Here is a 16,247-nt window from a genome sequence, read left to right on the forward strand (position 1 = left end):
GTCTAGTCTTACTGTCAGTTATGTGTGGGGGAAAATGAAAAAAAGCTAAGGGTATCTCCTTAGCTTTTTTTTACAATATAGGCATTCGCGCCGCACGCTTAAGGTCACGTCCAGAAAATAAGATTGGTCAGAACGCGTTGTTACATGTGGTGTCAAACTTACTCCATGCAAGTGGACGGACCGTGGATATACTTTTCTTTCTAACTATACTGCATATAAAATTTCGATATAGAATGAGACAAGTAAAATTGTAATTAGTATATTTATAGTTCGGAATATTTTTGGATGTTTTTCTTCGGGAATTTCACGTCGCATGCACAGTGCATATGTCATGCGGTTGATTTGAAATAAATAGAATACCGAGAATAGAACTACAATCATTAATAGCAAGTCTATTCCTCCCCTCTTTCAGTATTAATAGCATATCAAAAAACGTCAATAAAACACAAGTACAAGCAATTTAGTGAATAGTGGGTGGCACTAAAATTTCATAGCCCTTTGGTGTTTCTTCAATTTGGGAGTCTTTAGGTGAATTTAATAAATATTTCACATACAAAATATCAATTAAACATAGGCTACAATGGTAAGCTAAAAGCAATGTACCATAATGGGTATACGCAGGGAATAGCAGTGTCCCTATTAAAATGCTTGTATTTATAACAATAAATGGCGTGAGTAAAGCTAAAATATAACGATTTTTCGATAAAGGTTCATGAATACGCATGTGTAGAACAGGAATAACATAAAATTGGGTACGCACACGCAATTTTAAATGCTGACGTAAATCATACAATGCTAGAAAGTGAAAGAATTTATGAATTGGATAAAGTGCTAATATAGCAATAACAAATAGCCAAAACAAATGATCTGTATAGTGCTCGTCATTAAATAAATTAAATGTCACATAGGAAAGAGAAAAGACGGTTAAAAAAACAAATACAGCCATTATTATAATACGTGTTGTTCCGTAATGATGTTCTAGGTTTAAAATTTTCCAACAATGCATAGTTTATCAACTCCTAAATAGAACGGGTCCTATTTAATGTAAATTGATTTTTGTTAGAATGCAAGAAAAAGGAGGTATCTCAGAAATTTCTGAAATACCTCTTTTAGCATGTATTTTAACTGCTTTCAGCGGAAGTCAGTAATTTGCCGAGTAACTGCCCGTAAAAGCCCGCTTGGCTCTCACTTTCATCCCTTTACAGTTGAACGTTCTTCCATTGTGTCAAAGGAATCACGGAAGTGTTGGAAGGAACGCTCAAAGATGTCGATGAAGTCCTCTCCATATATATTGCGAATAACAGCCATAACATCTAAAAATTCTGGGAAGCGACCATATAAGTCTTTTAAAGCTAACGAGCCTTCGAGCACAGAATGATAAGTATTATGATAATTACTGTTCATTTCAACAATAAGTTCTGTACCTGCTTCTGTTAACTCGACATACGTATTACGTTTGTCGTCATCCCGCTTTGAAAACTTTAGGAATCCACGCTCTTCTAACTTCTTTGAAAAATTAAATGCTGTTGAAACGTGCATAACCCCAAATTTTGCTACATCGGAAATTGAAGCCCCTTTTAAATGATACGAAATCCATAAAATGTGATGTTCGTTAATATTTAAATCGTAGGGTTTAATCCATTGCTGCCAATCTTTTTCAACCGCTTTCCATAAGGCTTTTGATAATTGCGCAATTCTTTGACTATAAAGCATCGCTTCTTTTTGAGTATATAATTCCTCTGACAAAGCCATCACCTACTGCTTTCTTTAACATTTTAAAAATATTATAGCAATAAAGAAAAAAAGTTTAAAGTTAGAAAAATTAAAAAATTGAAAAGTGGTTAAAAAATGATATTATAGCAATTGTTTTTAATAAAAATATAGATTTTTTGATGGTTTGTAAGGACTTTAGTCTATAACTTTTTCTTTTGATTTTTTCCCATTTTCTGTGATTTGCGCAACATTCTTCTCGATTTCGTTTATTGAATTCTGTAATGCTTCTATTTCTTGTTGTAAGTTATTCTTTGATGGCTCGATTTCTTCTGTAAATGTAGCAATTGTTTGTTTTAAATCATTTACTATTTGTGGTATATTATTTTTCACTTCATTTGTTAGTGAATTAACAGAATGTTTCACTGTATCTACTTGCTGCTTTACATCTAAAAGTTTGTCCTTTGTACTTTCAGCATTTGCTCGCAAATTAGCACGTAATTGCTGTCCTGATTGAGGAGTTGAAAAAAGTACAGCGATTGTCCCGCCAACGATCCCAGCTGCTAGTCCAAATAAAAATGGTTTTGCTTTCATATCGAATACCTCATTTCTGTAATTGTCATGTGTTATCTACTATTAAACCATGAAATGCTCATATACAAAAAGAAAAAAGAAACTAAACGAGTGATTTTGTATCACGGTTTAGCTTCCTTTGTTAGATTAACGTGCATTTTCTAGCCTTATGCACCTTTTTATTACATTGAAATAGCTGTATTGAATTTAGAACGTCTCACTAATTTTGTAACTATAGGATAAATAATTGTAAAAGCGATGACATTAAATGCCACAGCAGGTAATACAACACCTACAAATAGAACAGTGAATGTTGCACCAACATTTGCGTTGAACACAAAAAGTGCTACTGCTAAAAAGACAGCTCCAGATAAAATTGTTCCTAAACCAACTAAGCCAGCCGATACTACGAAATTGTTTACCAATTTTTTTAGTACAAGTAAGGCAATTAAAAAGACAAAGCCTGTAACTGCTTTATCGATAATATTGGGAACAAGACCGGCAGGAAACGTTGTAAACAATCCTGAAAGTACACCTGTTACTAAAGAAAGTAAAAACGTTTCTTTAACAGTAGGGAACAATAAAATGCCAATAAACATCATTGTTAGCATGAAATCAGGCTTCATGCCGTTTACCATACCTGGTGTAACTACATAAAGGGCAGCACCGACACCAACTAAAAGTGCCATTAAAACTAAATTCTTTGTATTCATTTCTAATCTCTCCTCGTCTAAGCTAATCTATTTGTCTCCTAACGTGTCCTCATGACCGTTAGCGAAACTTATTTGTGATTGTACGATAAATACATTTAAATTGCAATACAACAAGTGTATCAGGGTTGCAATACTGAATGACCAATATCAGGATGTTGTTGCCACTGCCGCTTCGCTTTCGCGCAAAAAACATCGTGTTGCTGACGCTACGTTGGCACTGCGCTTTCGCACATAAAACATCTGCCGCTGCCGCTGCGCTTTCGCGTAAAAAACATTTGTTGACCCAATGCCTCGGCATAATTGATTTAAAGATTGGCTTTAATGCTTTCTGCAACCTCAGTTAATTGCTCTGGTGTATATTTTTGTGTTTGCCAATTTAAGCCCAAGCCTTCTTTTTCATCGTAACGCGGAATAAAATGTAAATGGTAGTGGAAAACAGTTTGACCAGCTGCAGCACCATTATTATTAATTGTATTCAGTCCAATTGGATTAAAAGCAGCTTTAATAGCATTTGCAACTTTCGGTGCTACTGCATATAAATTGCTAGCCACAGCCTCAGGCATTTCGAATAGATCCTTGCAGTGATGTTTTGGAATTAATAGTGTATGACCTTTTGCTACAGGTGAAATGTCCGTAAATGCATAGACATGTTCGTCTTCATAAATTTTTGTACTTGGAATAGATCCATCAATGATTTTGCAAAATAGGCAATCGCTCATTCGAAAATTCCCCCTTATTTTATATGTAAATACATTCTATCACACTCATAACTGTATCATTTGCTAATTTTTGATAAAATATAAACAAGAAGAGGAGTGAGGGCATGACGGTATTAGAAGTACAACATGTGACAGGTGGTTATACAAGAAAGCCTGTAATTAAAGATTTATCATTTACGATTGAAAAAGGAGAGCTTGTTGGCTTAATTGGCTTGAACGGTGCTGGTAAAAGTACGACGATTAAGCATATTATCGGAACGATGCTTCCAAAAGAAGGAGACATTCGTTTAAATGGTGTGACGTTAAAGGAAAATACGGACAAGTATCGTACAGCATTTTCCTATATTCCTGAAACACCTGTATTATATGATGAGTTAACATTACGTGAACATTTAGAATTAACCGCAATGGCTTACGGGCTAGATGAAGCAACACTTGCAGCTCGTTCACAATTATTATTAAAGGAATTTCGAATGGAAAAACGACTGAATTGGTTCCCATCACATTTCTCAAAAGGGATGCGTCAAAAGGTTATGATTATGTGCGCCTTTTTAGTCAACCCAAGTCTTTACATTATTGATGAGCCTTTTGTGGGACTCGACCCGCTTGGCATTCAATCATTGCTTGATCAAATGGATGAAAAGAAAAAAGAGGGCGCTTCTATATTAATGTCCACACATATTTTATCGACCGCTGAAAAGCATTGTGACCGTATAATTTTATTGCACGACGGACGTGTGCGAGCACAAGGGACAATGGAGGATCTACGCAAGGCATTTGCGATGCCACATGCGACATTAGATGACTTATATATTGCAATGACAAAGGAGCGCGACCATGAAGAACTTGCGTGATGTATGGTCCTCTCGCTTCATGCATTATATAGGTGAAGTGCAAAAATATATGCGATTTATTTTTACGGGGCATATAGCGATTGTACTAGTATTTCTTATGGGAGCAGGGGGCTATCAATATAGTGAATGGCTGAAAATGGTTCAGCCTGATTTTCCGGCAGAGGTAATAATTGCAGTGGTAGTGGGGATTTTACTAGCATTTAGTCGTCCAACTTCACTTTTGAGAGAGCCTGACCAAGTGTATTTATTACCTTTAGAATCAAAAATGTCACAGTATTTTAAAAAGGCATTAGCGTGGACGTTTTGGTCACAGGTTTGGGTTGTGGCAATTGTTTATATCGTTAGTATTCCTTTATTAAAAGCTGTTACTGAATTAACAACATTTGAAGTTTGGGCAGTGTTCTTCCTTATTATTATATTGAAGTATTTGAGCGTTCAGGGTGAATATAGCTATCGTTATAGTGAACGTGGTCAAATGATTTGGGTGGACAGGCTAATTCGAGCTGTTATCTTTGGTGTTGCTGTGTACATGGGGCTTCATATGCAACTTCTTTTAGCGATTGTTGCAGTGGCTATTATGTGTGTGTATATTGTCATATTTAGAAAAAAATGTGCTGGTGAGCCTGTGCCGTACGAGCATTTTGTGAAGCTAGAACAAAATCGCATGATGAGTTTCTATCGTTTTGCTAATTATTTCACAGACGTTCCACATTTACGTGGCAGCATCCGTCGTCGTGGTTGGCTTGACTGGCTTTATAAATTTGTGCCATACAAGAAGGGCAATGCTCAAAAGTACTTGGTGTTCCGGACATTTGTGCGTACAGACGATCATTTTTATTTATGGCTACGCTTAACAGCAATTTCAGCTGTTATTGCAGCTTTTGTAGATATTCCTGTAGTTACGTGGATTGTTGCAGGTGCATTGAGTTTTGCTACAACGATACAGCTAAAGCAGGCATTATTATCAAGCGGTGAATTCCGCATGGACATGCTTTATCCATTGCCAGATGGAGCGCGAAAGCTTGCGGTCAAACAAATTGTACGTCTCGCAATGATTGTTCAAGCTATTATTGTTGGTCTATGTGGAGTCACACAGCCAATGTTTTATGTAACCTTTATTATAATTTTGGTTGTAAGTGAATTGACTGCTAAGATCTCAAAACCTTAATATGGTTAATTTAAAATTATAAAAGCTCATTTCTCCTATTCTTTGATTGGGAAAATGAGCTTTATTTTTTATTCTACAAATTGATAGTCTAGTGCGGCTGTTAATAATACTTTTGCCGCTACGAGCATACCTTTTTCATCTATATCGAATTTTGGATGATGATGTGGGGCATATTCAGCTGGTTCGGCTCCGGTAAAGAAGAATGTACCTGGCTTTTCTTCTAAGTAGTAAGCGAAATCTTCGGCCCCCATAGTTGCTTCAATCTCTACCACATCGCAAATATCCTGTGCAATATTACGCACGAATAGTGTTTCCTTTTCATGATTTACAACTGCAGGGTAGCCACGACGGTAATCAAGTTCAATTGTACAATCATGGGCAATTTCTGTACCTTGGATAACCCGTTTAAACTCACGCTCCATCGTTTCACGAACATCCTTATTAAACGTTCTAATTGTTCCATTTAAATAGGCTGTATCGGCAATAATATTGTCGGCATTAGATGCTACGAATGAACCAACTGATAAAACAGCCGATTCCGTCGGATCAACTCTACGGGCGACAAGTTGTTGTAAATTCATAACAAGTTGAGAGCCAATAACGATAGCATCCTTTGTTTGATGCGGATGAGCACCGTGACCACCCTTACCTTGAATTTTTATTTCAAAACTATCAACAGCGGCCATCGCCGGACCTACGCGGTAACCAATCATACCTGTTGGATGGCTGGAAGATAGATGTGTACCAAAAATAGCATCAACTTCGTTCAAAGCTCCAGCCTGTACCATACCAATCACCACCTGGATCAGCCTCTTCGGCATGCTGATGAATTAAAACATATTCTCCAGCTAATTCATCGCGCATTTCCCACAAAAGCTTACCGATAATTAATAAAGTAGCTGTATGACCATCATGCCCGCAAGCATGCATTACGCCAGGCACAGTTGATTTGTAAGGTACATCTTTTTCATCTTGTATAGGAAGTGCATCAAAGTCTGCTCGTAAAGCAATCGTTTTACCAGGCTTGCTTCCTTTAATCCGTGCAATCAGACCATAACCACTGACATTAGCTTCCACCGGCACGCCTAACTTTTTATAAAATTGAATAATATAGTTTGTAGTTTCTTGCTCCTGAAAGCTTAGCTCCGGATGCATATGTAGATGACGGCGAATAGCCACCATTTCATCAAAATGTGCATCAACCTTTTCACGTAGATGTTGGTTCATAGTAAACCTCCTTAAATAGAATGTATTACCAATATAATAGAAGTGAATACTCGCGCGTGCTGGGAGAATATCCGCGGAAGAGGAGCAAATATCCGCGCTCCTCGTGGGAATATCCGCGGAAGAGAAGCAAATATCCGCGCTCCGTGAGAATACTCGTGAAAGAGAAGCAAATACCCTCAAGCTTAAAAACTAAGCTTCGTCTTCTTCCTTCGGGGCAACACTATAGGTTGTGACATAGGAAGCTGCTGAGAAAATATTTTGCTGATTCACACCTGTTGGCTCTTTACGTTCTGCGTGCGCTGATGTAAAGGCCTTTGAGCTTTTCCATGCTTCGAACGAATGAGGACCGTTCCATTGTGTCATTACAATGTATGTTTCACTATTTATTGGACGTAGTAGTCGAAATGCTACAAAGCCTGGCTCATCTTCTATAGCACGTGCTCGATTTAAAAAGCGATGTTCAAAAACGGGTCGACCTTCATCGGTAACGGGAATATTGTTGAAGACAAAGAAGCCGCGTTCTTCTAAATTATTTACTGAATCTAGTACTTCAAACTTCCGTGGTGTCGTAAATACAGATTTCCCTTCTGTTTCATGTATAAGCACAGAGTTTCCTTCTCCGTGTATTAAAATCATCTTCTCGTTTGGATATTTATTTTTTAACTGTTCTAAAAAATCACCTGTGCCCGAAGTTAAATAAATATACATAAATTTGCCCTCCTTATGAATGTTCAAAATATAGTGTAATTATCTCCATTTAAGTGTAAGTCAAAAGCTTTGTCAAAAAAGAATGCTCTTAGAAAGAACAATTTTATGACATTTCACTAGGAAAACTATACAATAACAGAGGAAGCGTTTACTATTGAAAACGGATATCAATAATAACAGAATAAACAAGTGAATTTTACGATATGAATTTTATTGAGGGGAAGGAACTATTCATGACAACTTTTAATGATACTCTTCTACGTGCTGCACGAGGGGAAAGAACGGAGCATACACCAGTTTGGTATATGCGACAAGCAGGACGCTCTCAGCCAGAATATCGTGCAATTAAAGAAAAGTACTCCTTAGAGGAAATTACACATCAACCTGAGCTTTGCGCGTATGTAACGCGTTTACCAGTTGAAAATTACAATGTTGATGCAGCAATTTTATACAAAGATATAGTAACACCTCTTCCGGGTATTGGGGTAGATGTGAAAATCAAAGCAGGCGTAGGTCCTGTCATTTCAAACCCTATTCGCTCAGTCGCTGATATAGAAAAACTAGGCGAATTCAATGCGAAAGAGCATACACCATACGTTTTAGAAACGATAAAAATGTTAACAGAGGAACAACTAAATGTACCTTTAATCTGTTTTGCAGGTGCGCCATTCACTCTTGCAAGCTATATGATTGAAGGAGGTCCTTCAAGAAACTATAATAAAACAAAGTCATTTATGGTATCAGAGCCTCAAGCTTGGTTTGCATTAATGGACAAGTTAGCTGACATGATTATTTCTGATGTTTCTGCCCAAGTCGAAGCGGGTGCAAAGGCGATTCAAGTTTTCGACTCTTGGGTTGGTGCTTTAAATGTTGAAGATTATCGTGTTTTCATTAAACCAATTATGACACGTATTTTTGCCGAGTTGAAAAAAGAAAATGTGCCACTAATTCAGTTTGGTGTTGGTGCAAGTCATTTAGCGAAAGAGTGGAATGATTTACCAATCGATGTTGTTGGCCTAGATTGGCGTTTACCAATTAAAGAAGCACGCATAAACGGGATTACAAAACCAGTTCAAGGTAACTTAGATCCATCGCTATTACTTGCTGATTGGTCTGTTATTGAGAAACGTACGAAAGATATTATCGATCAAGGTTTAGAAATGCCTGGACATATCTTTAACTTAGGTCATGGTGTATTCCCAGAGGTAGACCCAGCAGTGTTAAAACGTTTAACGGCACTTATTCATGAATATAGTGCTCAACAAATCCAAGCACGTTCTTAAATAATGTAGAAGTGACCAAGGTTTTATCCTTTTCTATGAATGATGTTCTGATTTCATCATAAGAAAGGGTGCTGTCCAATCTGATGAATTGGACAGCTTCTTTTTGTCACATTAGTATATGAGAAAAAATTTAATTTTAACTATTTTTTAGAGGTGAAAAAGTTAATGAAAGAAATTAAAGGCTTATTAGTAATGGCATACGGAACACCCTATAAAGAAGAAGACATCGAACCTTACTATACACATATCCGACACGGTCGCAAACCATCAGAAGAGCATTTAGAAGATTTACGTAGTCGTTATGAAGCAATCGGTGGTTTATCGCCACTTGCGGCTGCTACAAAAGCACAAGCTGAAGCTTTATGTGCACGCTTAAATGAAGTACAAGATGATGTGGAATACAAATTATTTATCGGTTTAAAGCATATCCACCCGTTCATTGAGGATGCTGTCGAAGGAATGGTAGCAGAGGGGATTAAAGAAGCGGTTTCTATCGTATTAGCACCTCATTTCTCAACGTTCTCTATTAAATCATACAATGGCCGTGCAGCAGAAGCGGCTGGAGGTCGTTTAACATTTACGTCTGTGGAATCTTGGTATGATGAACCAAATTTCATTGAGTATTGGAAAATTAAAGTGAATGAAACATTTGAAGCAATGTCTGAGGAAGAACGCGAAAAAGCATGTTTAATTGTGTCTGCACATTCACTTCCAGAGAAAATTAAAGAGTTAGGCGATCCATATGAGGATCAATTAATTGAGACAGCTCGACTAATCCAAGAAGCGACAGGTGTAAAAAATGTAGAAGTTGGCTGGCAATCAGCTGGACAAACACCAGAACCTTGGATCGGTCCAGATGTTCAAGACTTAACGCGTGAACTTTACGAGCAAAAGGGTTTCCGTTCGTTCGTTTACACGCCAGTGGGCTTTGTAACAGAACATTTAGAAGTTTTATATGACAACGATTTTGAATGTAAAGTTGTTTGTGATGAACTTGGCGCGAACTATTATCGTCCAGCAATGCCAAATACACACCCATTATTTATTGATGCAATGGTTGATGCCATTCATAAAAAATTAAGCTAAGCGAAAAGAAAGTGATGATGTTGGTGACTCAGAAAAGACGTAAGGTAGTTGTTGTAGGCGGTGGCATTACTGGCCTCACAGCTGCATTCTATTTGCAAAAAGAAGCACGCGCAAAAGAATTGCCGTTAGATATCGTACTTGTCGAGTCGTCATTACGTCTTGGCGGAAAAATACAAACACTGCGAAAAGATGGCTTTATTATTGAGCGCGGGCCAGAATCTTTTTTTGATCGTGAGAACTATGTATATGCTCTAGCAAAAGATTTAGGAATTGAACAGGAATTGATTACAAGTAATGCAGGACCGAATTATATTGCTGTTGGTAGTAAATTATATCCAATTCCGAGTAATCTTTTGTCTGGGGCAACACCGCTTATCTCGTCATTCATTACATCAGGTTTGTTTTCACTCAGCGGTAAAGTCCGTGCAGCGGGTGATTTTTTCATCGCCCGTTCTGCACAAGATGATGATCAACCATTAGGGCAATTTTTTAGAAGAAGATTCGGTGCTGAAGTTGTGGAAAATCTAGTAGAGCCATTACTTGCAGGAACATTTGCTGGTGATATTGAGCAGTTAAGCATGCGTTTAACATTCCCGCAGCTCTACGGATTAGAACAAAAATATCGTAGCCTACTGATTGGTATGAAAAAGTCTGGTACGAATTTTTTAAGTAACCATCGCATCTCGAAAGATAAGGGGATTTTTCAAACATTTAATAATGGTCTTGAGACACTTATCGAAAAGCTTGAAGAATCACTACTTCCTGAGACAGTTATGAAGGGTGTTAAAGTTGAAGAAATAGAACATGGTAAAGATGGTACTGTCCAAGTTGTGTTAAATAATTTTACACAATTAAAAGCAGATGCTGTTATTATTGCCACACCATTTAATATGGCAGAAAAAATGTTCAACAAACACCAGCTATTAAATGAATTGAGTACGATGAAGGCAGCAACTATTGCTACTGTGACAATGGCCTTTAAAAAAGACCAGTTAGGTGATTTAGATGCATTATCATTTTTTGTCTCTCGAAATAGTGATTTTTCAATAACTTCTTGCACTTGGATTAATCGAAAGTGGCCTGGCACAACACCAAATGATTACGTGCTGTTACGTAGTTATATTGGACGAGTGGGTGACGAGACAATTGTAGCGTTATCTGATACTGAAATTGAAAAGACCGTCTTGCAGGATTTAATGAAAACAATTGGTGTAAATGGAACACCGTTGATGACAGTAGTTTCCCGCTGGAAAAATGCCATGCCACAGTATACGGTAGGTCATGAGGCGATGATAGAGCGTGTAAAGCAAGAATTACAGGAACATTTCCCGACTGTTAAGCTCTCAGGAAGTTCCTTCGAAGGAATATCTATACCAGAGTGCGTTGAGCAAGGTAAGAACGTTGCTAATGAAATATTAATGGAAATGTTTATGTGATTATATAGATTAAAAATTACCACTAGGTAGTACAAACTGAAAATATAGTTTGTACTACTTTTTTTATCGAGGGATACAATAGAACAAACGGATAGAAGATATGAATTGTTAGGTGTATGGACTAACCATTTTTATTCATTTGTAGGATGAGAAAGTTTAAATCCTCCGATGATCTCAATTAAAAAACTGGGAAAGTAACAGGACCACCTCTACAACAACATGGGAATGTTTTGCATTTAATGCAAACTCTATCTATAAAATTTCCAAAATGCATTGTTTCACCCCCTCTCTCAAATTGCGTATTCATAGAGAGAAAAGGAGAAATAGTCGGTTATCTACTTGGTTATGCAAAATATATCGAGACGCAATAAAAGTATCTATCAATCACTGTATAGTAACCTAATATTTCTACGGATGGTATATAACCACTTAGATAAACTAACTAACTAACCTATTTATATAGAAGAAAGTTAAGACTTTTCATTTCCCTTATTTAAAATACGATCAAAATAAGCTTTATTGTGTAGAATTTTTTCATCATTTGGTAAAAAGGTTCTTGCTAATTCATTATGTGTATTGGCAAGTTCAAATTGTTGCAACCGATCAAAGAGGACACAAAGTTGTAAATGGGGCAACCAAGTGGTAAAGGGTTTATTTTGGAAAGGTGCGTTTGTTTTTTGCTTGATAACAAGCGCTTGCTCATACCAAAATATCGCTTCATAATTTTTTGATTGTTGCATGAAATAAAAGCCAAGTCTGCAACACGCTTCTGCACGAGGAATATCATATTCAAAGCTTCTTAAAATAGAGCTCAAATTATTTTCTGGATCATTTAAATTGGAATAACAATCTGCTAATTTGTAGCAGGCTCGAATATTATCTTCTATCCAGCCCAATTTAGAAGTTAAAAATGTTTCATAGTAAAATATTGCGTCATCAAATTGACCATGATCGAATAACTCGTTTGCATAATAGAATGTATCGCGTGGAGAAAGTGGTTCTCCTGATTCAACTAATTGCTTATAGATGTTAATATTTCGCGTATGATCATGGCTGAGTGGTAAATGACTGACAGCAACATCACTATCCAAAAGTTTGCCACCGACTTCTAAATATTCGTGTACCGCACCTATCCATTGGAATTGTTTCTCTCTTTTTACTAAGCGATTTCTCCTTAATAGGGAGATGACATTTCCCTCATGGTCAAAGCTTAAATGATAATTCATCGAAACGGCATCTATATCGGAGGTTAAGGAATCTTTTAGGGCTTTCAATTTTTCCTGATCCTCCTTTAATAACACGTCGTCCGCATCTAGCCATAAAATGTACTCCTTCGTTGCCTGTTGAAATGAAAAATTTCTTGCAGCTGCAAAATGATGAATCCATTCAAAATCAAAAATACGATCTGTAAACTGTTTAACAATTTCCTTTGTATTGTCGGTAGAGCCAGTATCTACAATATTAATTTCATCGACTAAGTCTTTTACAGATGCTAGACATCTACCAATGACTTCTTTTTCATTTTTCACAATCATACATAAGCTAATTGACACCATAAAGTCGATCCCTCCTTACCATAATCTATGTACTACTATAAGTTTTGGTTGGATAAATGCTCGTTGATGAAGCATTACATAATAATAGAGAAAATTACTTTATTTGTTTGTCATAAATTTACCTCTCAAGTTTCACTCGGATTTCACAATTGTGAAGTATAGTTAAGAAACAGAGGTGATGATGTTGAAAAAATGGGCATTCTTCATTTTTTCTTTAGTACAGATTGTATGGTTAGCAGGATGTACGGAGAATTCGCTTGAGCCTATTGAACGCGATCAGAATTTTATTGCGTCCTTAAATATACAAGAACCTTCATTAGATTTTATAGATGAACAAGGTAATGTCATAGCAACATGGTTATTTGACAAAGCTTACTCAGGGGCAATATTGCTCGGACAGGATCATGTGTTATTGTATGGTCATCAATTGAATGAAATTGACGTCTATACATTATCAACCGGGAAGAAGCTCTACTCCAAAAAAGTACAGGTTGGTACAACGAATGCGTATTATGTTGAAAATAAAAAACAGTTTTTTATAACGAATAGCAAAACAAATACTGTGACAAGCTTTGATGAGAAGGGCAACGAGCTTGCAACACAAAAGCTTGGTAATTATCCTATGTCAATGGCGGCCTATAAAGATAAGCTATATGTGATAAATTATAAAGACACGAAATTATCGGTGTTAAACATTGATAATCTAAAGGTTGAGCAAGAGTGGCCGATTCAAAAATCATCACATGGGATAGCAATTCTTGAAGAGACGAATGAGCTTTGGATAGGTGGTCATGGAGCAGGAAGCAAACCGAATAGTACTGTGAAAAAATATGATCTTACGACAGGTGAGGAACATGGAGAGATCGAAATGCCATTAATGCCTGTTGGATTAACCAAAACAAAGGATTCTGTCCTCGTTGTTAGTCATGGCCATAATAAATTATATGTGACTGACTTTGATGGAAATGTGAAATGGCAGCAAGAGGTAGGCGCTAATCCATTTGTCGTAAATCAGTTTAAAGATTATATTGTTGTCGCTGGCTATGATGACCATACTTTGTATTTTATAAAAGAAGGTCAGGTGAAAAAAACAGTTGATGTGGGGAACGGTGCATTTCAATTGTTAGTGAGGGAGGAATAAATGTGACAACTGTATTAATTGTTGATGATGAACAAGATATGCGTAATTTAATAGAAATGATGCTCAATAATTCAAAAATTGAGACCTATACAGCAGCAAGTGGTACAGAAGCCTATGATATTATTATGCGCGAAAAAATTGATTTGGTTTTACTCGATGTAATGATGCCACATGAAGATGGCTTTGTGGTTTGTCAAAGCATACGTGTGATGTCGAATGTACCAATTATCTTCCTGACAGCACGTGATGCAAATGAGGATAAAGTAAAAGGTCTAACACTTGGCGGAGATGATTATCTTGTAAAACCTTTTACAAATGATGAACTAGTTGCGCGAATCCATGCTGTATTAAGAAGAAGCGGTACTAATATTGTAGATTTGCAGCAAAAATATGTGATGATTGGACCTATTAAGTTAGATGAGATTGCACGTAAGGTATCTGTAGATGGAAAAAGTGTTCCGCTTACTTTAAAGGAATTTGAACTATTGCATTTATTTATGAATAATCCTGGGAATGCATATACAAGGGAGCAACTACTAGAACGCATTTGGGACATTGATTATGTAGGGGGAACAAGAACGGTTGACACGCATATAAAAACCTTACGTATAAAGCTTGGAAAGGAAGCCGCGGGGCATATTCAAACCGTCTGGGGAGTGGGCTACCGTTTTGATCCTGGCGAATGAGAAAGATTTCAACACGCATTTTGTTATTAATCTTCGCATTTTTAATGATTACCGTTTTCTTTATGTATGTCCTGACGGATTATTTATATGAACGACTTTATGTAGAAGACACGAGAGAAATGATGGTAGAAGTTGGAACGAAACTACAAACTATGTATACCAGTGGTAAGGTAACGGATGAATTTATTGCAGATATTGAACATTATGCCAATTATTCGAATTTGAATATTTTTGCAGTAAGAAATCCACGTGAACTAAGTGCTTGTGTACCGTTTGATATTGATTACGAAACATTAATTGGCCCTGAGGAGCGACAGCAATTACTTGCAGGTGAATATGTGCAAAAAATCGGCTATGAGCCCCGATTTGATAGAAAGCTAATTTCTGTAGTACTTCCACTAGTAGATCAAAATAGACTTGAAGGGATTATTTATATTTATTTTCCTCTAGTAAAAATTAGTGAGTTAGCAAATAATGAGGTCATTTTCTTATTTGTCAGTGCCTTTATTTTTTTAATTGTAATCAGCTATTTAATTTATAAAGGAATTCGTCATATTATGCGACCATTAAGCAATTTGCAAAGAGCTGTTGAGCAAATGTCATATGGAAACTACGGAACACGTGTACCAGTTCATTCAAAAGATGAAGTTGGGAAGTTATCCAGCACCTTTAATAAAATGGCAGAGGCTATACAACAAGAGGATGAGGCTCAAAAAACGTTTTTAGCAACAGTTTCACATGAGTTACGGACGCCCATTAGCTATGTGAAGGGGTATAGTGAAGCAATACAGAAAAACATTATTCCAGAAAATCAAAAAGAGGAAACAATCCAGCTTATTGTACGTGAGGCGAATCGTATGGAACGTTTGACAAATGAACTACTTCAACTCGCCCGTATGGAAAATGAACAAGCAGAAATAACTTTATATCCAATTCCTCTTGCCGAAACATTACGAGAGGTTCAAAAAATATTAACTCATCAGGCAAAAAAGAAAAACATTACACTTCATTTAGATGTTGATGATGCATTAATCATCAAAGCAGATGAAGTAAAGCTGAAACAAATTATTATTAATCTTATTGAAAATGCTATTAATTATTCGTATGAGCAGTCAAAAGTTGAAATCACGGCTATTGAAAATAATGGTCATGCGCAAATTACTATAAAGGATTACGGAATCGGTATTCCACAGGAGGATTTATCGCATGTAACAGAGCGTTTTTATCGTGTTAACAAAGCACGAGGTCGAGCTGATGGTGGCAGTGGACTAGGCTTGTCGATTGTTGAACAATTGTTGAAGCAGTTAGATGGTAAAATTGACATTACAAGTGAAGTTGAAAAAGGCACAGTTGTAAAAATTATGTTGCCGTTAATGGAGGAGTAACA

At 36.7% G+C, this 16,247-nt stretch carries 17 protein-coding genes and 1 pseudogene; 8 read left to right on the forward strand and 10 right to left on the reverse strand.

Going from position 1 to position 16,247, the window contains the following annotated elements; translation table 11 throughout:
• Nucleotides 1–204 precede the first annotated feature (204 nt).
• The 7 genes from ACB089_RS03390 to ACB089_RS03420 form a co-directional block, all read right to left on the reverse strand.
• Nucleotides 205–390 (reverse strand): hypothetical protein, encoded by a 186-nt coding sequence (locus ACB089_RS03390; protein ID WP_068986019.1) that lies wholly within the window; start codon nucleotides 388–390, stop codon nucleotides 205–207.
• A gap of 70 nt (nucleotides 391–460) precedes the next feature.
• Nucleotides 461–1,006, reverse strand: a complete 546-nt coding sequence (locus ACB089_RS03395; RefSeq protein ID WP_374965303.1) for a DUF3267 domain-containing protein — start codon at nucleotides 1,004–1,006, stop codon at nucleotides 461–463.
• A 185-nt stretch (nucleotides 1,007–1,191) separates the two neighbouring features.
• Nucleotides 1,192–1,752, reverse strand: coding sequence for an HTH-type transcriptional regulator Hpr (locus ACB089_RS03400; RefSeq protein ID WP_068986017.1), 561 nt, complete (start codon nucleotides 1,750–1,752; stop codon nucleotides 1,192–1,194).
• Between the two features lie 156 nt (nucleotides 1,753–1,908).
• The gene (locus ACB089_RS03405) at nucleotides 1,909–2,304 is read right to left on the reverse strand and encodes a YtxH domain-containing protein (protein WP_374965304.1); all 396 of its coding nucleotides are present in this window, start codon (nucleotides 2,302–2,304) and stop codon (nucleotides 1,909–1,911) included.
• Between the two features lie 161 nt (nucleotides 2,305–2,465).
• Entirely contained in the window at nucleotides 2,466–2,996 is a 531-nt protein-coding gene (locus ACB089_RS03410) for a tryptophan transporter (protein ID WP_374965305.1), read from the reverse strand.
• Nucleotides 2,997–3,054: 58 nt separating this feature from the next.
• Nucleotides 3,055–3,330 (reverse strand): hypothetical protein, encoded by a 276-nt coding sequence (locus ACB089_RS03415; protein WP_374965306.1) that lies wholly within the window; start codon nucleotides 3,328–3,330, stop codon nucleotides 3,055–3,057.
• Nucleotides 3,302–3,715: an HIT family protein gene (locus tag ACB089_RS03420; protein WP_368637083.1), complete on the reverse strand. Its 414-nt coding sequence runs from the start codon at nucleotides 3,713–3,715 to the stop codon at nucleotides 3,302–3,304. The genes ACB089_RS03415 and ACB089_RS03420 overlap by 29 nt, the downstream gene beginning before the upstream one ends.
• Nucleotides 3,716–3,819: 104 nt before the next feature.
• On the opposite strand from ACB089_RS03420, the gene ACB089_RS03425 reads away from it, so the two are divergent.
• On the forward strand, nucleotides 3,820–4,569 hold the full coding sequence (locus tag ACB089_RS03425) for an ABC transporter ATP-binding protein (RefSeq protein WP_374965307.1): 750 nt from the start codon (nucleotides 3,820–3,822) through the stop codon (nucleotides 4,567–4,569).
• A complete protein-coding gene (locus ACB089_RS03430; RefSeq protein WP_374965308.1) occupies nucleotides 4,553–5,737 on the forward strand; it encodes an ABC transporter permease in 1,185 nt (394 codons plus the stop codon). Before ACB089_RS03425 ends, ACB089_RS03430 begins: the two co-directional genes overlap by 17 nt.
• Before the next feature lie 68 nt (nucleotides 5,738–5,805).
• Here the strand turns inward: ACB089_RS03430 and ACB089_RS03435 are convergent.
• Together ACB089_RS03435 and ACB089_RS03440 are read right to left on the reverse strand one after the other, a co-directional pair.
• A pseudogene (locus ACB089_RS03435) lies at nucleotides 5,806–6,964 on the reverse strand (amidohydrolase).
• 189 nt (nucleotides 6,965–7,153) lie between these two features.
• A complete protein-coding gene (locus ACB089_RS03440) occupies nucleotides 7,154–7,672 on the reverse strand; it encodes an antibiotic biosynthesis monooxygenase (RefSeq protein ID WP_368637086.1) in 519 nt (172 codons plus the stop codon).
• Between the two features lie 233 nt (nucleotides 7,673–7,905).
• Here ACB089_RS03440 and hemE point away from each other — a divergent pair, with 233 nt between their 5' ends.
• The 3 genes from hemE to hemY all read left to right on the forward strand — a co-directional run bounded on the left by hemE (nucleotide 7,906) and on the right by hemY (nucleotide 11,477).
• On the forward strand, nucleotides 7,906–8,955 hold the full coding sequence (gene hemE / locus ACB089_RS03445) for a uroporphyrinogen decarboxylase (RefSeq protein ID WP_374965309.1): 1,050 nt from the start codon (nucleotides 7,906–7,908) through the stop codon (nucleotides 8,953–8,955).
• A 165-nt stretch (nucleotides 8,956–9,120) separates the two neighbouring features.
• Entirely contained in the window at nucleotides 9,121–10,041 is a 921-nt protein-coding gene (hemH, locus tag ACB089_RS03450) for a ferrochelatase (RefSeq protein WP_374965310.1), read from the forward strand.
• 14 nt (nucleotides 10,042–10,055) lie between these two features.
• A complete protein-coding gene (hemY, locus tag ACB089_RS03455) occupies nucleotides 10,056–11,477 on the forward strand; it encodes a protoporphyrinogen oxidase (RefSeq protein ID WP_374967657.1) in 1,422 nt (473 codons plus the stop codon).
• A gap of 470 nt (nucleotides 11,478–11,947) precedes the next feature.
• On the opposite strand, the gene ACB089_RS03460 is transcribed toward hemY, so the two are convergent.
• Nucleotides 11,948–13,033 carry a glycosyltransferase gene (locus tag ACB089_RS03460; protein ID WP_374965311.1) on the reverse strand — a complete coding sequence of 362 codons (1,086 nt, stop codon included), beginning with the start codon at nucleotides 13,031–13,033 and terminating at the stop codon, nucleotides 11,948–11,950.
• Nucleotides 13,034–13,214: 181 nt separating this feature from the next.
• Here ACB089_RS03460 and ACB089_RS03465 point away from each other — a divergent pair, with 181 nt between their 5' ends.
• From ACB089_RS03465 to ACB089_RS03475, 3 genes are read left to right on the forward strand one after another with little or no spacing between them, the layout of a single operon-like run.
• Nucleotides 13,215–14,174, forward strand: coding sequence for a YncE family protein (locus tag ACB089_RS03465; protein WP_374965312.1), 960 nt, complete (start codon nucleotides 13,215–13,217; stop codon nucleotides 14,172–14,174).
• Nucleotides 14,175–14,176: 2 nt separating this feature from the next.
• Nucleotides 14,177–14,860: a response regulator transcription factor gene (locus ACB089_RS03470; RefSeq protein ID WP_374965313.1), complete on the forward strand. Its 684-nt coding sequence runs from the start codon at nucleotides 14,177–14,179 to the stop codon at nucleotides 14,858–14,860.
• A complete protein-coding gene (locus ACB089_RS03475; RefSeq protein WP_374965314.1) occupies nucleotides 14,857–16,245 on the forward strand; it encodes a sensor histidine kinase in 1,389 nt (462 codons plus the stop codon). The genes ACB089_RS03470 and ACB089_RS03475 overlap by 4 nt, the downstream gene beginning before the upstream one ends.
• The last annotated feature ends 2 nt before the right edge of the window (nucleotides 16,246–16,247 follow it).

Source organism: Lysinibacillus sp. RS10, assembly GCF_041956855.1.
GTDB lineage: Bacteria > Bacillota > Bacilli > Bacillales_A > Planococcaceae > Lysinibacillus > Lysinibacillus xylanilyticus_A.

Excerpts from the sequence above, each read along its gene's own strand:
- ACB089_RS03395 (WP_374965303.1), bottom strand. The coding sequence starts at position 1,006 with ATGCATTGTTGGAAAATTTTAAACCTAGAACATCATTACGGAACAACA.
- ACB089_RS03400 (WP_068986017.1), bottom strand. The coding sequence starts at position 1,752 with ATGGCTTTGTCAGAGGAATTATATACTCAAAAAGAAGCGATGCTTTAT.
- ACB089_RS03405 (WP_374965304.1), bottom strand. The coding sequence starts at position 2,304 with ATGAAAGCAAAACCATTTTTATTTGGACTAGCAGCTGGGATCGTTGGC.
- ACB089_RS03410 (WP_374965305.1), bottom strand. The coding sequence starts at position 2,996 with ATGAATACAAAGAATTTAGTTTTAATGGCACTTTTAGTTGGTGTCGGT.
- ACB089_RS03420 (WP_368637083.1), bottom strand. The coding sequence starts at position 3,715 with ATGAGCGATTGCCTATTTTGCAAAATCATTGATGGATCTATTCCAAGT.
- ACB089_RS03425 (WP_374965307.1), top strand. The coding sequence starts at position 3,820 with ATGACGGTATTAGAAGTACAACATGTGACAGGTGGTTATACAAGAAAG.
- ACB089_RS03430 (WP_374965308.1), top strand. The coding sequence starts at position 4,553 with ATGAAGAACTTGCGTGATGTATGGTCCTCTCGCTTCATGCATTATATA.
- ACB089_RS03440 (WP_368637086.1), bottom strand. The coding sequence starts at position 7,672 with ATGTATATTTATTTAACTTCGGGCACAGGTGATTTTTTAGAACAGTTA.
- hemE (WP_374965309.1), top strand. The coding sequence starts at position 7,906 with ATGACAACTTTTAATGATACTCTTCTACGTGCTGCACGAGGGGAAAGA.
- hemH (WP_374965310.1), top strand. The coding sequence starts at position 9,121 with ATGAAAGAAATTAAAGGCTTATTAGTAATGGCATACGGAACACCCTAT.
- hemY (WP_374967657.1), top strand. The coding sequence starts at position 10,056 with ATGATGTTGGTGACTCAGAAAAGACGTAAGGTAGTTGTTGTAGGCGGT.
- ACB089_RS03460 (WP_374965311.1), bottom strand. The coding sequence starts at position 13,033 with ATGGTGTCAATTAGCTTATGTATGATTGTGAAAAATGAAAAAGAAGTC.
- ACB089_RS03465 (WP_374965312.1), top strand. The coding sequence starts at position 13,215 with ATGTTGAAAAAATGGGCATTCTTCATTTTTTCTTTAGTACAGATTGTA.
- ACB089_RS03475 (WP_374965314.1), top strand. The coding sequence starts at position 14,857 with ATGAGAAAGATTTCAACACGCATTTTGTTATTAATCTTCGCATTTTTA.